The 17,679-nt window shown below is 33.7% G+C and carries 17 protein-coding genes; 4 read left to right on the top strand and 13 right to left on the bottom strand.

The annotated features are described in order from the left end of the window. Nucleotide 1 precedes the first annotated feature (1 nt). From ACVC5O_RS09205 to ACVC5O_RS09160, 10 genes are all read right to left on the bottom strand, one after another. On the bottom strand, nucleotides 2-307 hold the full coding sequence (locus tag ACVC5O_RS09205; RefSeq protein ID WP_452221187.1) for a helix-turn-helix domain-containing protein: 306 nt from the start codon (nucleotides 305-307) through the stop codon (nucleotides 2-4). Between the two features lie 168 nt (nucleotides 308-475). Next, the gene (locus ACVC5O_RS09200) at nucleotides 476-2,209 is read right to left on the bottom strand and encodes a DUF3987 domain-containing protein (RefSeq protein ID WP_452221186.1); all 1,734 of its coding nucleotides are present in this window, start codon (nucleotides 2,207-2,209) and stop codon (nucleotides 476-478) included. Then, entirely contained in the window at nucleotides 2,206-2,814 is a 609-nt protein-coding gene (locus tag ACVC5O_RS09195) for a BT4734/BF3469 family protein (protein ID WP_452221185.1), read from the bottom strand. Before ACVC5O_RS09195 ends, ACVC5O_RS09200 begins: the two co-directional genes overlap by 4 nt. A gap of 286 nt (nucleotides 2,815-3,100) precedes the next feature. Continuing rightward, nucleotides 3,101-3,397 carry a helix-turn-helix domain-containing protein gene (locus ACVC5O_RS09190; RefSeq protein WP_452221184.1) on the bottom strand — a complete coding sequence of 99 codons (297 nt, stop codon included), beginning with the start codon at nucleotides 3,395-3,397 and terminating at the stop codon, nucleotides 3,101-3,103. Further along, the gene (locus tag ACVC5O_RS09185; RefSeq protein WP_452221183.1) at nucleotides 3,394-3,696 is read right to left on the bottom strand and encodes a helix-turn-helix domain-containing protein; all 303 of its coding nucleotides are present in this window, start codon (nucleotides 3,694-3,696) and stop codon (nucleotides 3,394-3,396) included. The genes ACVC5O_RS09190 and ACVC5O_RS09185 overlap by 4 nt, the downstream gene beginning before the upstream one ends. 200 nt (nucleotides 3,697-3,896) lie before the next feature. Continuing rightward, nucleotides 3,897-4,910 carry a DUF6617 family protein gene (locus tag ACVC5O_RS09180; protein ID WP_452221182.1) on the bottom strand — a complete coding sequence of 338 codons (1,014 nt, stop codon included), beginning with the start codon at nucleotides 4,908-4,910 and terminating at the stop codon, nucleotides 3,897-3,899. Continuing rightward, on the bottom strand, nucleotides 4,910-6,004 hold the full coding sequence (locus ACVC5O_RS09175; protein ID WP_452221181.1) for a phage integrase SAM-like domain-containing protein: 1,095 nt from the start codon (nucleotides 6,002-6,004) through the stop codon (nucleotides 4,910-4,912). The genes ACVC5O_RS09180 and ACVC5O_RS09175 overlap by 1 nt, the downstream gene beginning before the upstream one ends. Before the next feature lie 7 nt (nucleotides 6,005-6,011). After that, nucleotides 6,012-6,434, bottom strand: a complete 423-nt coding sequence (locus ACVC5O_RS09170; protein ID WP_452221180.1) for a helix-turn-helix domain-containing protein — start codon at nucleotides 6,432-6,434, stop codon at nucleotides 6,012-6,014. 154 nt (nucleotides 6,435-6,588) lie between these two features. Then, the gene (mnmE, locus tag ACVC5O_RS09165) at nucleotides 6,589-7,980 is read right to left on the bottom strand and encodes a tRNA uridine-5-carboxymethylaminomethyl(34) synthesis GTPase MnmE (RefSeq protein ID WP_452221179.1); all 1,392 of its coding nucleotides are present in this window, start codon (nucleotides 7,978-7,980) and stop codon (nucleotides 6,589-6,591) included. A gap of 5 nt (nucleotides 7,981-7,985) precedes the next feature. Beyond that, nucleotides 7,986-8,636, bottom strand: coding sequence for a rhomboid family intramembrane serine protease (locus ACVC5O_RS09160; RefSeq protein ID WP_452221178.1), 651 nt, complete (start codon nucleotides 8,634-8,636; stop codon nucleotides 7,986-7,988). A gap of 63 nt (nucleotides 8,637-8,699) precedes the next feature. On the opposite strand from ACVC5O_RS09160, the gene ACVC5O_RS09155 reads away from it, so the two are divergent. Continuing rightward, nucleotides 8,700-9,593, top strand: a complete 894-nt coding sequence (locus ACVC5O_RS09155) for a lysophospholipid acyltransferase family protein (protein WP_452221177.1) — start codon at nucleotides 8,700-8,702, stop codon at nucleotides 9,591-9,593. Nucleotides 9,594-9,614: 21 nt separating this feature from the next. Here ACVC5O_RS09155 and ACVC5O_RS09150 read toward each other — a convergent pair whose 3' ends face one another. From ACVC5O_RS09150 to glmM, 3 genes are read right to left on the bottom strand one after another with little or no spacing between them, the layout of a single operon-like run. Beyond that, nucleotides 9,615-10,460 (bottom strand): hypothetical protein, encoded by an 846-nt coding sequence (locus ACVC5O_RS09150; RefSeq protein ID WP_452221176.1) that lies wholly within the window; start codon nucleotides 10,458-10,460, stop codon nucleotides 9,615-9,617. Nucleotide 10,461: 1 nt separating this feature from the next. Next, the gene (locus tag ACVC5O_RS09145; RefSeq protein ID WP_452221175.1) at nucleotides 10,462-11,958 is read right to left on the bottom strand and encodes an aminotransferase class V-fold PLP-dependent enzyme; all 1,497 of its coding nucleotides are present in this window, start codon (nucleotides 11,956-11,958) and stop codon (nucleotides 10,462-10,464) included. A 30-nt stretch (nucleotides 11,959-11,988) separates the two neighbouring features. Further along, entirely contained in the window at nucleotides 11,989-13,377 is a 1,389-nt protein-coding gene (gene glmM, locus ACVC5O_RS09140; protein ID WP_452221174.1) for a phosphoglucosamine mutase, read from the bottom strand. A 74-nt stretch (nucleotides 13,378-13,451) separates the two neighbouring features. Between glmM and ACVC5O_RS09135 the strand changes: the two genes are divergently transcribed. The 3 genes from ACVC5O_RS09135 to ACVC5O_RS09125 form a co-directional block, all read left to right on the top strand. Beyond that, nucleotides 13,452-14,048: an acyl carrier protein phosphodiesterase gene (locus tag ACVC5O_RS09135; RefSeq protein ID WP_452221173.1), complete on the top strand. Its 597-nt coding sequence runs from the start codon at nucleotides 13,452-13,454 to the stop codon at nucleotides 14,046-14,048. Nucleotides 14,049-14,088: 40 nt separating this feature from the next. Continuing rightward, nucleotides 14,089-15,771: a gamma-glutamyltransferase gene (gene ggt, locus ACVC5O_RS09130; RefSeq protein ID WP_452221172.1), complete on the top strand. Its 1,683-nt coding sequence runs from the start codon at nucleotides 14,089-14,091 to the stop codon at nucleotides 15,769-15,771. 99 nt (nucleotides 15,772-15,870) lie between these two features. Next, nucleotides 15,871-17,679: lectin-like domain-containing protein (locus ACVC5O_RS09125; RefSeq protein WP_452221171.1), on the top strand; the 1,809-nt coding region annotated here is incomplete at its 3' end.

Below are 17,679 nucleotides of genomic sequence, written 5' to 3'. Positions count from 1 at the left end.
GCTAATTTTGGTTTTTTTCTTTTGCGAGCTTACGTATTTTTTTTTGAGCAATTTTGAGGATTCCCGTAATGTCATCTTCTTCTTTTATCATATCAACAATTTGGTCTGCCATCCATATTTGTAATAATTGTTTTCGGTCTTGTTTTAGTGCTTTGGCAAAAGCTACTACTTGCTCTTTACGAGCTGTACGATTACCACGTTCAATTTTACTTAGATAAGCAACGTCCATATCTAATGAAGCCGCGAGTTCTCGCAACAACATACTTTGTTCTTCTCGTAGCTCTCTTATATGATTACCAAAATCCATAATAGAATATTTTAGACTTGTCAATAGTTGTCTAATTTAATAAAAGGATAGGAAAAGCTAATCAAAAGATATTAACAGTTATTAACAAGAGGTTGAGGAAGTTGCGTAAACAAAGAAATCGAGGTGTTGCCTCGATTATCAATGTCCTAAACTTTATGTTGGTTTAAGCTATTTAGGTTTTTCATACTTACCGTGAGAATCACGGTGTACTATACCTGTTTTTGCAAATGCAGTTATATAGCCTTCTGTGGTTTTGTGAGGTATTCCTAACTTATCAGCTGTGTTAAGATAATCCTGTCTTGTGAAATTATTAGGCAAGGTATCAAGAAATCGTTCCTTTTTATTCATACGCTTTTGCGCTTTAGGCTCAATAGGTAGGTCGTTAAAAACCTTGCTACTATGCTTGACTAAAACTTCTATCATTGCTATAGCGTTATCAAAATCTGCATCCTCGCATTCTTTTGTTTTATTAACATCTCCATCTTCCATAATACGCAAGGCGGTAAATAGCATCGCGAAGCGAAATGCTATTAAGCCTAAGCGTCGCACGGTTGCAATATATTCTTCTGGTTGCAAGTTGATGTACTTTGTCTGCAACGCAGCAAAGAACGTATTGAATTTTTCTTCTTGCTTTCGCGAAAGCGTAACCTCAATAGGTGGATTGTTTTTTAAGGTTTTATATAGTCCTAAAAAGTCATTACCTAAACGCTCATAATGTTCTTCTAAACCAACTTTATCACGTTTTGCAAACACATTCTTCCAGACAGGTTTAATATTCATATAATAGAACACAAAGCGACTAAACAAGCCATTTTCTGCATTAGGTACTAAGGTTGCTATCTGTTTAGGTGTGCCAGATAAAACGGTTGATAAACACGGTTTTTCAATATCTACATACTCACGGTCTGTTCTGCGGTAGTAACTTATGGTTTCGTGATGAAAGGCTTTACGAAAACCATCGCTGTAATTACCATAATCGCTTTTAAAGGCTTGTGCCAATGTATCGCCTTCGGTTTCAAACATCAATCCACGTCCTTCATTATCAGAAATCAATTGATATACTCCTGTAACGCTATTATTTGCAGGAATAAATAACATTCGCTCTGGTGGCTTGCTGGGTTTTTCTAAATTCTCATTTTTACCTTTATTCATATTGTAGGTTGCCGTTTCAGCATCAAACTGTTGTTTGAGTGTTTTAGCTTGCTCACGATGTAGCTTATGAATAGGTGTAACCAATTGTTTTACTTGGTTGAGTTTTCCTTTACCTGCAGATGCAGGTGCGGTAACAAATAAGTACAGGTTGCTATATACTTTGCGCTCATCATAGATTCCAAATAAGTTAGGGAAGCAGGCGCTGAAAGCGGTAAGCGTACCCAATAACATTATATCTCTTTCTTCATCACTGCTTGCAGGTTCAACCACTTGTTTAAGAAATTCAGGTATGGTATCGTACAAAGCATTTGAAAATGTTGGCATTTCCTCTTTGGTTTCAGTAATTGCAACCGTGGTTGCAACCACTGGTTGCGCACGGTTAAATTTTATACCTGATTGATGCGCATAGTGGTAAAACGTTGCAATACTGATACCGTGCCCTTTTGCCTGTAAACAATTGTTGAATTGTGTATCACATTCTTTTGTATCGTAACCACTATAATTTTTACTTATTCTGTGGTAGTAATCACGTCCTGATTCTCCATACTCTTCGGCTAATGCGAAGCCTATATCACGCCATATTGCATAATCTCCAGTAATATCTGTACCTGATTGCTCTATTGCTGTGATATAAGTTTCTATATCATTATCAACCACAGCAACCGCTTTGGTTGCTGATTTGGTTGGTTTTGGTTGTTTAGCAACCTCTGGTTGCTGCAACCATTCTTTAGGATTGAAGTTCTTTTTCATAGTAGTCTATGTCTTTTATGTAAAAAGGCATTTACATCGTGAGGTAAAAAACACGCTCTGGAAACGTCTTTACCTGATGCATCAACCTCTATGTTGTACGTCTGTTTTATATAATTTGAAATCGCAATGAAGTATTCCGCTTGTGTGGCTTCTTCAAGGTCTATACGAATAATCCATTTGAGGCCATCGCCAGATGGCGAAACAAATAATAGTTCCGTTTCAAAATATGAATCGTTTAGTAATTGTTCTCGCACCTTGTTTATGTCCGCTAAGTGGTCAAAATCAATAGTGATGAGATTAGAGTGTTTTTGTAAATACTTATCATTTCTGCGTTCAAATACTCCTGAGAAGGTGACGTAATCAAAGCGATTAGCTTTGAATTTTCGTCTTTCCTTAATATCCTCAATACTCCTTAATTCCTCTGTTATCGCTTTATACGTATCACTTGTAATTAACTCGTGTATTTTATCTAAACGCAATGTTTGAGAAGGAAACACATTACGAACTGGTGCTTTGAAAAAGCTACAGTCTGTATACCAGGTATCATCTGGACCATCTAACCAATCTAATTCATCAACAACTTCTACTTTGAGATTGAGATGCAACGCATCGTTAATCTTATTTAGAAGTTCTTCTTCTGATTTTGTTTGAAAATAGAGCGTAGCGAAATCGAAAACATCTCCTTCAAAACTTTTCTGTTCCGTATCGGTGTAAATAGCGCAGCTATTTTCTATCCGAATGGATAAGGTTTCCTTATCCTCATTAAAAGGATTGCGTGTTATCCCGCAAGTCCTTCCCGAAAGGGAAAGGACTGTTGTATCAGGATAGAATTGTCTCAGCACGTAGGCATAAATATTTATACCGTAATGCGTTTTGCCTAAAATGTTCTTTCTATTTAACTCCATCGCACTTAAAATTTTGGTTGTAATAATTGCTTTGAAGTAGTTCTTCTATATCAGAAACTTTGTAATAGAATTTGCCTTGTACCTTGCTGTAAGGAAGCGTACCATTCTTGCGAAAGGTCTGTAACGTTCGCTTACTTATGTGCAAGGTTTGTAGCACATCTTGATTGTCAATCCACGTATCTTTTAATCGTTCTGCTCTCGATAGCCTTAACAGCTCGATACGTGCTTTTATGTCTTTTATTTCCTGTGAGAGCGACAGAATTAAGTCGATTATCTCACTCATAGCTGTACCTTTCCTTTCTTTATTAGGTAATCGGCAGCTTGCTGTTCGATTTCGTCTTGAGAAATCATACGGTTGCGTAGTAACCAGTTATCTAACTCTTCACGTTGGAAATAAATTTTTTTGCCGTTAGGCTTGTAATGTGGTACTGCACCAGTACTTGTAAGTTTATACAAGTGTGATTGCGATAATTCTAAATAGGCGCAAGCCTCGTTAAAATTCAATACCTTTTTTTGCATTGTCTGCTGTTCTTTAAGCAGTTTTTCAATGCGGTCTAATTGTTCGATGATATTTGTGTCCATCGTTTATTGATTTAAAATAAAAGTGGACATCTGGCCAAATGTCATCCCTGATTATCAGGAACAGGACAAATATTAGCTTATCTCTTTGGTAGAGAAGAAAAAGGAAAGAATGGTATTTGTAACTAATTGTATATTATATAGTTATATTTATATTGGTATTATAAAGTGGTATTACAGATATATAATACCACTTTAAGAAATCACGATATTTGGTCTAACCAATGGTAAGATGATATGATTTTATCGTATTTGTGTTTCTGACTAAGTTGAAAATTTCTAAATTCTTTGTTAGCATTACTGTTTGCTCCGTAACGGTTAGCGAAAAACTTAGTGATTGCTGGACCTTTGATTTCTTTTGCAGGTTTGTTTTTTGAAAATAGTCGTTGATTTATGTATCCAGTTTTGTAGAGTTTTAAAATGAATGCAGCGAGTATCTGTTTATTTCCTTTGTCTGTAACAAAATTATATTCATTATTAATAATTCCATTATCGTAGAGTTGAGCTTCTAATCTCATAAAATTGTCTGCTTTATTTGACGCTATGATTTGGTCAAAAGCGAGTAACTTTTCATCTGGTTGTCTAAATGATAAATCTCCCTTTATTGGATTAAAACTGTTACCTTTTTTAGTTAATTCTTTAGCGGTTTTTATTGACTCGCCGCTGTAAGCAATAACATCTTTGGTAGTTGGTGGCTTTTCATTAAAATATGCTTCGTAAATATCATCTTCGTTTAAATAATCAATATCTGAATACTTATGAAAGCGTTCTTGAAGTTCAAGGAATAGTAATATCGCATTTGCTTTTAGATAGAACACTATATAAGATTCATCAGCCTTATGTGAGTTAGATGGATTAATAAATTGATTTTCTGAAAGGTCATTTTCCTTTATGTAGTTTGAAATATGCCTTAAATACGTCGTAAAGTCCTTATGATATTTATGGTATAAGTATTTTAGGTGTTCATCTGTAGACAAAACGTCTAACGCATTAATCAATCTATTAAATCTAACTATGGTTTCAGAATTGATAAGTTTGACGTAGAATTTCCTTTTTTCTGAAAATGCTTTTTTCTTAAAAATGATTTCGTAACGAGGCGTAGCTACAGGATACACTTTGTTTATTTTATCGTTATCTAACTTATATTGATTTTCTGTACGATTGTCAACTGATAATTTATCGATATATAGTAGGTCTATGAAAAAGTCTTTACTCATTATAAATCCAATTTAATACGGTTAGATGCTTCACGTTTTTTATCATCAATTACTTTTGCATAAATCTGAGTTGTACGCAATTCTTTATGACCTAATAATTTTGATACCGTATAAATATCCGTGCCTAATGTTAGTTGTAGTGTTGCATACGTATGCCTTGCACAGTGGAACGTAATGGTTTTAGAAATACCTGCGTTCATCATCCATTGTTGTAGTTTTAAGTTTGTCCACGCGCTGTAATGTAGTCCAGGTAAAACTAAATCATCTTCTTCTTTACGTTCTCCTAATAACTGAACTGCTTGTTCTGATATAGGTAAGGTTTCTGCTCCTTTGGTTTTCTTTTGTCTGAAACGAATGTAATAGCCCATTTCATTTGAGTGTTGTATTTCTGACCATTTCATTTTTTCAATATCTGACCAACGTAATCCGGTAAGCGCAGAAAAGATAAAAGCCTTTTTAACTTGTGGTAGTTCACAATCTGTGTTTGCTACTTTCTGTAATTCTTCTAATGTTAGAAACTCTCTTTGTGCTTCTCCTTGCTTAAAATGAGGTACTCCGTTTGCAGGGTTAGTCTTTAATATACCATCAGCAACTGCTTGTTTTAAAGCAGCTTTAAACTTACCGAAATATGAATATTTTGAATTTTGTGATAACAGTTTCTCAGCTTTACCAATTGCTTTTTTATCAAGGTATTCTTTAAAATCTTCTACAAATGCTTTATCTATATTTTGAAAACTAACATCAGTAGGGCGATACTCTTTGAAGTGCTTTAACATACTATACCAATTCCCATAATTGCCAGAGCTTGTATTTTTCTTTTCTGCTAATGCAGTGATATAAGTAGTAAAACTACCTTTAAGCTTTTCTATATCATTAAAGCCATAGTGACCTTGTTGGATTTCTACTTGACGTTGAGCCCAAATAGTTTCTGCAAGTTCTCTCGTTTTCTTATTTAAAACCTTTTCGGTTTTTGTTTTAGGATTGAGCGTGAGGTATAAACTGAGGTACTCAGTTTTACGTTTACCTTTAGTATAGTAATCTAAGTACAAACTTATTTTTCCGTTCTTCTTGCGTTCTCTTAACGTTACTTTCATAATACTACTAATTAAAAAGGTTTTCTATCTGGTGACGTGCAACAATGTGTTTTCTTCCAAACGGTACAGCTTTAAGCTGTCCTCGTTTAATCATTCTTTGAATGGTCCATCTACTAACACCCATTAATTTAGATGCATCTGTAACGCTTAAAAAATCTTTATTAGATAATGAATCGGAATAGGTCGTTGCAACTTGTTGCAATACCAGTTGCTCTTTAGTTTCTTGAAGTGATGCATCAATCTTCTGTTGACGCTTACGTGCCTTATATGCTTTTTTAGCACAGTTGTCTCCGCAGTATTTGGTTACGGTAGTGCGAGCTGTAAAAAGATTACCGCATTGCTGACACGTTTTTGGGATATAAAGATTACTGCTCATAAATGGTGCATTATGTAGCGAAATGGTGCAACGTGGTGCGTTATGGTGCATCATCTCGCCTTGTTTCCTGTTATCTTGAATTGGGCAACAAATCCCAATAGTAGGCAACAGATATACAACAAATATAACCAAAAAAAGGCAATAAGGCAACAAAAAAGAATATGTAAACCCCTGTAAAACAAGGAAGAACTAATAAAAAGAAACTAAATTACTTCCCAATGCAAAAATTAGCAAAAATATTTCCTAACAAATCATCGTTAGTAATCTCGCCAGTAATTTCTCCAAAATGATACAACGCTTGTCTAATATCTATAGCCAATAAATCGCCAGACAATCCTGTTTCTAAACCTTGTTGTACACGATTTATATCTTCAAAAGCTTTTAAAAGCGAGTCGTAATGTCTGGAGTTTGTTACTATGGTTTCGTTATTTCGCAATGCTCCTGTATTTACAAAGCCAATTAATTTTTCTTTTAACTCCTCTACTCCTATTTTATTTTTTGCAGATAATAAATGGATAGCAGGAATTTGCTGTTTAAAATTTTTGATTACTGAGTCTGAAACTTTGTCAATTTTATTAGCAATTATTAATAATGGTTTTAATGGAAATTTATTTTTAATCTTTTCGATTTCAACAATCAAACGCTTGCTTTCATTTATAAATTCTTCCGCAGAAAAAAGCAACACAACAACTTGTGCTTGTTCCATTTTCTCAAACGTTTTTTTAATACCTATACTTTCTACTACATCTTTTGTTTCTCTAATTCCTGCAGTATCTATAAAACGGAAACCTATGCCTTCAATCACCAACTCATCTTCAATAGTATCTCTTGTGGTTCCTGCAATTTCGCTTACTATGGCACGTTCTTCGTTTAAAAGTGCATTAAGCAATGTCGATTTTCCAACATTGGGTTCGCCAACAATGGCTACTGGTATTCCGTTTTTAATAACATTTCCAACTGCAAAACTGTCTATTAATCGTTTTAAAACAAAATTAATACGCTCTACTAACGCTTTAAACTGAGATCTGTCTGCAAATTCAACATCTTCCTCTGCAAAATCTAATTCTAACTCTATTAAAGAAGCAAAATTTAGAAGTTCTTCTCTAAGTTTAGCAATTTCACTAGAGAATCCTCCTCGCATTTGCTGCATCGCTATTTGGTGAGACGCTTCGTTATCACTCGCTATTAAATCGGCTACAGCTTCTGCCTGACTTAAATCTAATTTTCCGTTTAAAAATGCACGTAATGTAAACTCTCCTGCTGTTGCCATTCTGCAACCCTTCCGCAGAAATAATTGTATAATTTCTTGTTGTATATATTGAGAACCATGACAGGAAATTTCTACTACGTTCTCTCCTGTGTAAGAATTTGGGTCTTTAAAAATGGACACCAAAACTTCGTCAATTATTCGATGCTCTTCGACTATATGTCCTAAATGTACTGTATGTGTTTTTTGCTTGGTAAGCGATTTATTTTTTTTAACCGATTTAAAACAACGCTCTGCAATCTCAATAGCAGATGGTCCAGAAAGACGTATCACTGCAATTGCTCCTGCTCCAGAAGGTGTAGCTAAGGCTACTATAGTATCGTTTTTAATCATAATTGTTATATTTTTCCTGCTTTACGCAACACAAATAACAAAACAATTGGTATGGCTAAAAGCCCAATCATTAACAAATTGCTTTGTAATAAATATGGTGCCAATAATAAAGTGATAACGTAACCTCCAATAGCACCTCCAAAATGTGCATCGTGACCAATATTATCAGACTGTTGTTTCATTCCATAAATAGAATACAACAAATATCCTATTCCAAAAACGTAGGCAGGAATTGGGATTGGAATAAAAAACATGTACAAACTCATATCTGGATCAAATAAAATCGAAGAATATAAAACACCTGTTACTGCTCCACTGGCTCCAACTGCACTGTAATGATATTCATCTTTATGAAAATAGAGTGACAATAAACTACCTGCAACTAAACTCACCACATAAATAATTAAAAACTTAAACGAGCCAACTTCTCTAATTACAGCATTTGCAAAAAAATAAAGCGTTAGCATATTAAATAATAAATGCTGAGTATTTACGTGTAAAAACCCAGAACTAAAAAGCCTAAACTGTTCGCCTCGCTTTATGCCACCTATTAAAAATTTATACTTTTCGAAAAAATTATAATCTTGGAAGCCTTTATAAGAAATCAACACATTAGCGGCAATAATGATGATTGTGACTATTTCTAAATTACCCATTAATAGTTCCTGTTTAAAAAAATATTAAAACCTATATTTGTACTCGCAAATTTAAACTTATTCATGCAATTTATTGCCTATATTTTAATCTATCCTTTACTGTGGCTAATTTCTATTTTGCCATTTAGACTACTCTATGCGTTTTCGGATGGATTATATGTTTTAATCTATCATATAATTGGCTACAGAAAACAAACGGTTAAGGAGAATTTAGATCTGGTGTTTCCTAATAAAACTGAAGCTGAAATAATTGAAATTAGAAAAAAATTCTATCATCATTTATGCGATATGGTTGTAGAGGCTATAAAATCGCTCACTATTTCGGAAGCTGAAATGAAAAAACGTTTTACGTTTACTAATGTTGAAGAAATCCACAAGCACGAAAAAAATAATAAGAGCATAGTATTAATGTGTGCGCATTATGGCAGTTGGGAATGGATTTTTATATTACAGAAATATATTAACCACAAAGGATATGCAGTTTATAAACGTTTAGCTAATAAATATTTTGACAGATTAGTTAAACGAATACGTGCAAAATACAATAGTCACCTTATTACTACAAAAGAAACGTTTGAGGTACTCACCAAAGCAAAAGCAAATAACGAATTAACTATTAACGGTTTTGTGTCTGATCAATCACCAAAACCATGGAAAGCACATTATTGGAGACCATTTATGGGAATTAGAGTGCCTTTTCATACAGGAGCAGAATTGCTAGCTAAAAAATTAGATATGGCTGTAGTATTTTTTGCTGTAAAACGTATAAAACGTGGTTATTACCAAACCTCTTTTACTACTATTGCCGAAGATGCTAAGGCTTTTCCTGATTATGAAATTACTGATGTGTTTACAGAATTAGTAGAACAACAGATTAAAGAAGCACCTCAATATTATCTATGGACTCACAAACGCTGGAAACATAGAGATAAATCTCCTGAGGATTATATAAAATAATTTCCTTTAAAAAAAGAGAACTTAAAGTTGTGATGAATAATTTATTAAAATCTCGTCATTATGGTCAACTAAAGCTAATTTACCATCAGATTTAAGTTTAAAACGCCAACCAAATGGTTCTTTTTCAATTTTATAAACTTTAGTATCTCCTTCAGATTTAACTAAAATTAATTTTTGAAGTCTTTCACTTCTCAAATTATACAATGAATTATCAGACATTTTTACAAATTGAAAAAAACCTTCCTCTTTCATGTTTTTAAAAGGCTGTTTTTGCCAACTTCCTAAAGTTTCAATTAGGTTTAATTTTTCTAACTTTTCTTGTTTTAAAAGAATAGTATAAAGACTATTAGAAATCAAATCGTAATTTTCATTCTTAAGTTTTTCTAACAAATTAGTATATCTCAATTGCTGGTTTGACAATGAGTACCCATAAAACGGTAACGAAATACCTTCTAATTCATAATCAGGAAAACTAATACCAATTGTGTTTAGTTTTCTACTAACTTCAGCATATTCCATTAGTAAAGGCCAAAACACAACATTTGCCTCTCCAATATTACTGTGACCAATGTTTAATGTAGGCACAGGGTTATCTTGTTTAAAGTACTTTAGTTTATGAGTTTCAAACATCAAAGCAGTTCTAATCATATTAGTTAATGAAATAGAATCATACTGTTTTACTGTTTTATTACCTTTAAGTAGCTCTTCTTGATCTAAACTATGAAGATTATCCCAATAAGCATCAAATTCTGCTTCTGTTTTTAATGCTGAAATTTCTTTTTTATAAGCATCTAATATTGAAGATTTTGACTCTGAACAAGAAAGTAAAGTTGCCAAACTTAATACAACAACTGTTATTCTTTTCATATTACAAATTAAACCAATTATCCACACGAGTATCTTCCTTAGGAATAAAAGTTTTATGAACAAATTCATTATTTGCTTTGTTATACTCATAATCGTTTGCCCATTCTCTGTGATTGTCTGCTAAAGCCTCTAAACTTTCACAGATATAATCAATCTCTTCGCAAGTGGTTGTTGGATGTATCGATAAACGTATCCAACCTGGTTTATGGGTTAAATTTCCAGAGCTAATTTCGCAAGTCAAAACATTAGATTGTTCTTGATCTACATGAAGTAAATAATGACCATAAGTTCCTGCACAACTGCAACCACCTCTGGTTTGGATGCCAAATCTATCGTTAAGCAATTTTACACCTAAATTAAAATGTAAATCGTCTATATAAAAAGAAATAACTCCCAAACGTTTTTTGTGATTTGGAGCCAAAATTTTAATATTTTCCTTTTTCTCTAAACTGTTAAAAAGGTAGCCTAGTAATTCGTGCTCGCGCTCCAATATATTCTTAACTCCCATTTGGTTTTTAAGATTTATAGCTAAAGCGGTTTTTATAGTTTGAAGAAATCCTGGCGTTCCTCCATCTTCTCTATCTTCAATACTATCTATATATTTATGTTCTCCCCAAGGATTGGTCCAACTTACAGTACCTCCTCCTGGACAATCAGGAATCATATTTTTATATAATTTTTTATTAAACACTAACACGCCAGAAGTGCCTGGTCCTCCTAAAAATTTATGTGGAGAAAAGAAAACAGCATCTAAAGCTTCTTCTTCATCCTCAGGATGCATGTTTATATTTACATAAGGTGCAGAACAGGCAAAATCTACAAAACAAACACCTCCATGTTGATGCATTAATTTTGCGATTTTATGGTGAGGTGTTTCAATTCCTGTAACATTTGAGCCTGCAATAACCGAAGCTATTTTTAACGTACAATCTTTATATTGTTCTAAAAGAATCTCTAAATTTTCTAAACTAAACAAACCATCGTCTCCAGCAGGAATAACTTCAACTTTCGCCATAGTTTCTAACCAAGAGGTGTGGTTGGAGTGATGCTCCATGTGTGTAACAAACACAACAGGTCGTATTTCGTCTGGTATTGTAGCATATTTACGTAAATTTTCAGGGACTTTTAATCCTAAAATACGCTGAAACTTATTCACTACACTCGTCATTCCATTTCCTGCTACAATTAACACATCGTCTGCATTACTGTTAACATGGCCTTTAATTATGTTTCGTGCTTTATGGTAAGCATTAGTCATTGCTGTACCAGAAACAGTAGTTTCGGTATGTGTATTGGCTACAAAAGGACCAAATTGATTGATAATTTTTTCTTCAATGGGCCTGTATAAACGTCCAGAAGCAGTCCAATCTGTATATATTATTTTTTTCTTTCCGTAAGGCGATTCAAATTCCTGATCAATTCCAATAATATGTTTTCTAAATTGCGCAAAATACTGCTCTAATTCCGAACGATGTGATTTTTCAACTGGTGTTAACATAATTATTGTGTTTTAGATAGCCTAAAAATACTAAATATTTGCGACAGCCTCTATTTCTGCTATAATTTTATCTGCAAGTGCATCGGCTTCTTCTTGCGATTTTGCTTCTGTATAGACTCTAATTATTGGCTCTGTATTACTTTTACGTAAGTGTACCCAGTTTTCGGCAAAATCAATTTTTACACCATCAATAGTGGTTAGCTTTTCGTTGGCATACTTTGTTGCCATAGCCTTTAAAATAGCATCTACATCTAAACTTGGCGTTAATTGTATTTTCTTTTTGCTCATAAAATAACTAGTGTAGGTTTTACGCAACTCACTAACACTCATTTTTTTATCTGCTAAAAGACTTAAAAATAAAGCGACACCAACTAATGCATCGCGACCATAGTGAGAGTCTGGATATATAATTCCTCCATTACCTTCACCTCCAATTACAGCATTGTTTTTCTTCATTAAATCTACAACATTTACCTCTCCAACTGCACTTGCTTCGTAAGTTCCTCCATGCTTTTCAGTAACATCTCGCAAAGCTCTTGTAGAACTCATATTACTAACTGTATTGCCTGGATTTTGACTTAACACCCAATCTGCACAGGCTACCAAAGTATATTCTTCACCAAACATATCGCCATTTTCGTCCATAAAAGCCAAACGATCTACATCTGGATCGACTACAATACCAAAATCGGCATGATGCTTTTTAACCTCGTTAGATAAGTCGCCTAAATGCTCTTTTAAAGGTTCTGGATTATGAGGAAAATGGCCTGTTGGCTCGCAGTATAGTTTTACTGCTTCCACTCCTAAACGCTCTAGTAGTAAGGGAATTGCAATTCCTCCTGTACTATTTACACCATCTACGACTACTTTAAAATTAGCAGCTTTAATAGCATCAACATTTACTAAATCAAGTGCTAATACGTCGTCTATATGCAAATCGATATAAGCATCGTTTTTTGTTATTTTTCCTAAATGATCGACTTCTGCAAAACGCATCGCATCAGATTCTGCAATTTCAAGGATTTTTGCACCTTCTACTCCATTTAAAAATTCGCCTTTAGCATTTAAAAGTTTTAAAGCATTCCATTGTTTTGGGTTATGACTTGCAGTTAAAATTATGCCACCATCGGCATGCTCCATTGGGACAGCAACTTCTACAGTTGGTGTTGTCGATAAGCCTAAATCTACAACATCTATTCCTAGGCCTACAAGAGTATTCATTACTAAATTCTGAATCATTTCACCAGAAATCCTTGCATCTCTTCCAACAACAACTTTATAGTTTTCCTTATGGCGTTGTTGTTTTAACCACGTTCCATAAGCCGAAGCAAATTTAACGGCATCAATTGGTGTAAGGTTACCACCAACTTGTCCTCCAATGGTGCCTCGAATTCCTGAAATAGATTTTATTAATGTCATATTTTTATTAAAATTTAGACAAATATAATGGTTATAAATCGTAAATCTAAAAACCTAATTCGTAAATTCGAAAAATGAATTATTTAGCACATATTTATCTGTCTGGAGATAACGATTTAGTTACTGTAGGTAATTTTATTGCAGATGGTATTAGAGGAAAAAAATATCAAAAATATCCTAAAGACATTCAAACTGGCATTTTATTACATCGCCATATTGACACCTTTACAGATGCGCATAAAACAGTGCGTTTGAGTACTAAAAGACTTCATAAAAATTATGGTCATTATTCTGGAGTAATTGTAGATATTTTGTACGATCATTTTTTGGCAAAAAATTGGTCTAAATATTCTGATACACCTTTAAATATTTACGTTGATAATTTTTACAACATTTTAGAAGCTAATTTTGAAATTCTACCATCGCGCATTCAAAAAATGATGCCTTATATGATTGCAGATAACTGGATACTAAGCTATGCCTCTATTGAAGGCATTACGAAAGTATTAGAAGGTATGAATAGACGCACTAAAAACCGCTCTCAAATGAATTTAGCAATAAACGAATTGCAAGAGTTTTATAATGAATTCGAAGATGAATTTACCCGTTTTTTTGATGAATTGATTGCGTTTTCAAACAAAAAATTAATAGAAATTAAATCGCAATTATGATACTATTTTGAACGTAGTCAAGGAATAAACAGTAAAGAATATGAAAAACACAATCTTATATACCTTAATAGTATTAGTTTCCTTTTCTTGTAAAAAAGAAACAAAATCATTAGGCGTTATTGCCGAAAAAGCAATGGTTGTTTCTGCTCGACAAGAAGCCTCAAAAATAGGAAGCGATATTATGAAACAAGGCGGAAACGCTTTTGATGCTATGATGGCAACAGAATTAGCCTTAGCAGTCTCTTATCCTTACGCAGGAAATATTGGAGGTGGTGGTTTTATGGTGTATAGACTAAACGATGGCAAAACAGGAGCTATCGATTATAGAGAAAAAGCACCTTTAGCAGCAACTAAAAACATGTACTTAGATTCGCTAGGTAATGTTATCCCAAACTTAAGTACACGTGGTGCTTTAGCAGTTGGAGTACCAGGAACAATTGCTGGTGTTTTTGAAGTCCATAAAAAATTTGGTTCACTACCTATTAAAACTATATTAAAACCTGTGATTGCTTTAGCGAACAAAGGCTATGTAGTTACTAAAAAAGATGAATTAGTTCTTGCTGAAAAACTTGAAGATTTTAAGGCTGTAAACAAAAACGCTATTTTATTTACCAAAATTTGGAAAGCTGGTGACACTATTAAACAACGCAATTTGGCTAAAACATTAACTAAAATAATGAGTAATGGTAGAGACGAATTTTATAAAGGTGAAAGCGCAACTACATTAGCAAAATTCATACAAGATAATGGAGGTATTATTACAGAAAATGATTTAGCTAATTATGAAGCAAAATGGCGCAAGCCCATAACGTTTACTTACGATGATTTAACAATTATTTCAATGTCTCCTCCATCTAGTGGTGGAATTGCTTTGGCACAAATAATGAAATCCATTGAGCCTTACGATTTAGATATTTATGGTCACAACTCCACTAAATCTATTCAAATTATAACAGAAGCAGAACGAAGAGCTTATGCAGACCGAAGCTTTTATTTAGGCGATCCAGATTTTGTTACAGTGCCTCAAAACGAATTAATTAGTGAAAACTATTTAAGAAATAGAATGAAAGATGTTTCATTTAAAAAAGCGACGCCTTCTAATACAATATCTCATGGAAAAGTTCAGATTATTGAAAGTGACGAAACCACGCACTATTCTATTATAGACCAATTTGGGAATGCGATTTCGGCTACAACGACTCTAAATAGTGGTTTTGGATCTAAATTATATTGTGCAGAATTAGGTTTCTTTTTAAACAATGAAATGGACGACTTTTCTAGTAAACCAGGAGTTCCAAACGTGTATGGATTACTTGGAGCTGAAGCCAATAGTATTCTTCCTGAAAAACGTATGTTAAGCTCAATGACACCAACACTAGTAGAAAAAGACAGAAAACTATTTATGTCACTTGGCACTCCTGGAGGTTCTACTATTATAACTTCGGTTATGCAAACCATTTTAAACGTTCATGAATATAATATGAATATGCAAGAAGCAGTTAATGCGCCACGCTTTCATCACCAATGGCTACCAGACGAAATAAGAATGGAGCCTCACTCCTTTTCTTCTAAAATCATTACCGAATTAAAAATTAAAGGGTACAATATAAATGAAGAAAACGCACCTGTTTTAGGAAAAGTAGATGCTATTTTAGTTTTAGAAAACGGAAAATTAGAAGGTGGAGCAGATAAACGTGGTGACGATACAGCTGTTGGATTCTAAGATTATATAGTTTAAAAATCGTCAAAAATATTCTTACAATTTTTATCTCACTTATATTTAATTTACTTTGTCGTACTTTATACAATTATTAATAAAATTATGCACTTTAAAATACTCCCTAAGTTTTACTTCATATTTATTACACTTAGTATTTTATTCTCTCTTAATAGCGAAGCTCAACTTTCACCTACGTTTATTGGAGATGCCATTGCTACAGGTGACGAATGTTATCAAATAACAGATGCTGTTAACACTCAATTAGGAGGTGTTTGGTATGCCAATACATTAGATTTTTCTGCTGATTTTGATATTTACTTTGATATTAATTTAGGAAATAATGATGCCAATGGTGCAGATGGAATTAATTTTGTAGTTAAAACGACTAATACTGCAGTTCTTGGTGGTAGTGGTGGTGGAGTTGGGTACCAAGGTATAAATAATTCTCTTGCAGTAGAATTTGACACTTGGTTAAATGGAGATCGAAATGATATTGCAGCAGATCATATTGCCTTAGTTTCTAATGGAAATAACAATCATAACTCTACAAATAATTTAGCTGGTCCTGTACAAATGTCTGCAACTTCTGGCAACACAGAAGATGGTAATTTCCATGAAGTAAAAATTTCTTGGAGAGTTGCAACTCAAACCTTCTCTGTTGTTTTTGATTGTGTTGAAAGAATTTCTTATTCAGGAGATTTAGTAAATACTATATTTGGAGGAAACACTGCTAATTATTTTGGGTTTGTTGGCTCAACTGGAGGCGCTAATAATTTACAGCAAGTTTGTTTTAAATATTTGTCTTTTGTAGATCAACTTACACTTCAAGACCAGCAAATTTGTTCAGGAAACAGTGTTACTACAATAGATGCAACTTACGATGGTGCAACAAATTACTTATGGTCTCCTGCAACGAATGTAGATGATGTAACATCTCCAAACCCTACATTTTCACCTACTACAGACACAACCTATACTGTACAAATTACAGATGCTTGTGGAGAAATTATTACAGAATCATTTGACATAACTATTCAACCAGACCTCACTGCAAGTGTTGTTGCTGTAACAAATCCAATTTGTCTTGGCGACGATGCTGAATTTAGTATTTCTGCAGAAGCAAATTCAATCATTACCTACACTATTAATTCTGGTACTAATCAAAATATAACATTAGATGCTACTGGTAATGGATCTGTAAATATTCCTGCAGTCATTGCTGATCAAACAATAAATCTTAATTCTATTTCTACTTCAACTGTTCCTATTACAGGAAACGGACTTAGTGGTTCAGGTGGTTTTAATCCAAATAATGCTACTGGTCCTATAGATCCAATTGGAACGCCTTCTACAGGAGCAAATTGTGCAAGAATTTCTGTAGCAAACACTACTCTAGTTTTAACGCTGGAGCATACAATTCCTGCCGGAACAAATGTAACCATAAGTTCTGCAAAAAGTAATAATGCTGCTGCTATTGAAGTAACTGATGGAACAAACACTATTACAATCGATACTGGCACACTAGATGTTTTACAATACACAAATTTTGTGACAGGTACTCCAACAAATACTTTAACTTTTACTAGAACTTCTGGTCAAACTTGGATAGATGGAGTTGAATATATGACCTCTATTTCTGGTTGTAGTAATACTCTAGATATTACTGAAACAATTACTATTGGCGAAGCAGACCCATCCTTCACCTTATTACCAACCTGTGATGGAGGCGAAGTAGATGCACCTTCAGTAGTCACACCAGGCGGAACCTACAGTTTCACACCACCAGCACCAACAGATGGCGCTATGATAGATGCAACTACAGGAACAATTACAGCAGGATTACCAAACACAACCTATTCAGTAGATTATACAACATCGGGAGCTTGCTCGGCAACAAGCACAGAAACAGTT

The sequence above is a fragment of the Lacinutrix salivirga genome (assembly GCF_053604675.1).
The sequence above is the reverse complement of the archived record's forward strand: the minus strand, read 5'-3'. Positions and strand labels throughout refer to the sequence as shown.

Bases quoted from the DNA above. Each gene is read 5' to 3' on its own strand.
- ACVC5O_RS09205 (WP_452221187.1), bottom strand. From the start codon at position 307: ATGGATTTTGGTAATCATATAAGAGAGCTACGAGAAGAACAAAGTATG.
- ACVC5O_RS09200 (WP_452221186.1), bottom strand. From the start codon at position 2,209: ATGAAAAAGAACTTCAATCCTAAAGAATGGTTGCAGCAACCAGAGGTT.
- ACVC5O_RS09190 (WP_452221184.1), bottom strand. From the start codon at position 3,397: ATGAGTGAGATAATCGACTTAATTCTGTCGCTCTCACAGGAAATAAAA.
- ACVC5O_RS09185 (WP_452221183.1), bottom strand. From the start codon at position 3,696: ATGGACACAAATATCATCGAACAATTAGACCGCATTGAAAAACTGCTT.
- ACVC5O_RS09180 (WP_452221182.1), bottom strand. From the start codon at position 4,910: ATGAGTAAAGACTTTTTCATAGACCTACTATATATCGATAAATTATCA.
- ACVC5O_RS09175 (WP_452221181.1), bottom strand. From the start codon at position 6,004: ATGAAAGTAACGTTAAGAGAACGCAAGAAGAACGGAAAAATAAGTTTG.
- ACVC5O_RS09170 (WP_452221180.1), bottom strand. From the start codon at position 6,434: ATGATGCACCATAACGCACCACGTTGCACCATTTCGCTACATAATGCA.
- mnmE (WP_452221179.1), bottom strand. From the start codon at position 7,980: ATGATTAAAAACGATACTATAGTAGCCTTAGCTACACCTTCTGGAGCA.
- ACVC5O_RS09160 (WP_452221178.1), bottom strand. From the start codon at position 8,636: ATGGGTAATTTAGAAATAGTCACAATCATCATTATTGCCGCTAATGTG.
- ACVC5O_RS09155 (WP_452221177.1), top strand. From the start codon at position 8,700: ATGCAATTTATTGCCTATATTTTAATCTATCCTTTACTGTGGCTAATT.
- ACVC5O_RS09150 (WP_452221176.1), bottom strand. From the start codon at position 10,460: ATGAAAAGAATAACAGTTGTTGTATTAAGTTTGGCAACTTTACTTTCT.
- ACVC5O_RS09145 (WP_452221175.1), bottom strand. From the start codon at position 11,958: ATGTTAACACCAGTTGAAAAATCACATCGTTCGGAATTAGAGCAGTAT.
- glmM (WP_452221174.1), bottom strand. From the start codon at position 13,377: ATGACATTAATAAAATCTATTTCAGGAATTCGAGGCACCATTGGAGGA.
- ACVC5O_RS09135 (WP_452221173.1), top strand. From the start codon at position 13,452: ATGAATTATTTAGCACATATTTATCTGTCTGGAGATAACGATTTAGTT.
- ggt (WP_452221172.1), top strand. From the start codon at position 14,089: ATGAAAAACACAATCTTATATACCTTAATAGTATTAGTTTCCTTTTCT.